Below are 480 nucleotides of genomic sequence, written 5' to 3'. Positions count from 1 at the left end.
AAAGGGGGCGACGCTGTCGGGCCGTCTCCGGTTGACCGTGGACGCCTCGGATCGAAGCACCACCTGATCACCGATGGCACCGGCATTCCGCTCGCAGTCACACTGACCGGCGGCAACGTTCACGATAGTACCCAACTGTTCCCACTGCTGGACGCGATTCCAGTGATACGCGGGAAACGCGGTAACCCGTTCACCCGACCCCGATGGCTGTTCGCCGACCGCGGCTACGACTCCGACCCACACCGTGCGAGGCTCCGACACCAAGGAATCGTCCCAAAAATCGCCCGACGTAACACCAAACACGGCTCCGGACTCGGCAAACACCGCTGGGTCGTCGAACGCGGATTCGCCTGGCTCCACGCATTCAAACGCCTCCGCACCCGCTACGAACGCCGAGCCGACATCCACTACAGCCTCCTCAAACTCGCCTGCGTCCTCATCTGCCACCGAACACTCACAACATCATTTTGAAACCATCTC

At 61.7% G+C, this 480-nt stretch carries 1 protein-coding gene; it reads left to right on the top strand.

The window, feature by feature from the left end:
* On the top strand, positions 1–471 hold a 471-nt coding region (locus AD72_RS35035; RefSeq protein ID WP_031470956.1), incomplete at its 5' end, for an IS5 family transposase.
* Positions 472–480: the final 9 nt, after the last annotated feature.

This window comes from Sciscionella sediminilitoris, from assembly GCF_000737195.2.
GTDB lineage: Bacteria > Actinomycetota > Actinomycetes > Mycobacteriales > Pseudonocardiaceae > Sciscionella > Sciscionella sediminilitoris.
The sequence above is the reverse complement of the archived record's forward strand: the minus strand, read 5'-3'. Positions and strand labels throughout refer to the sequence as shown.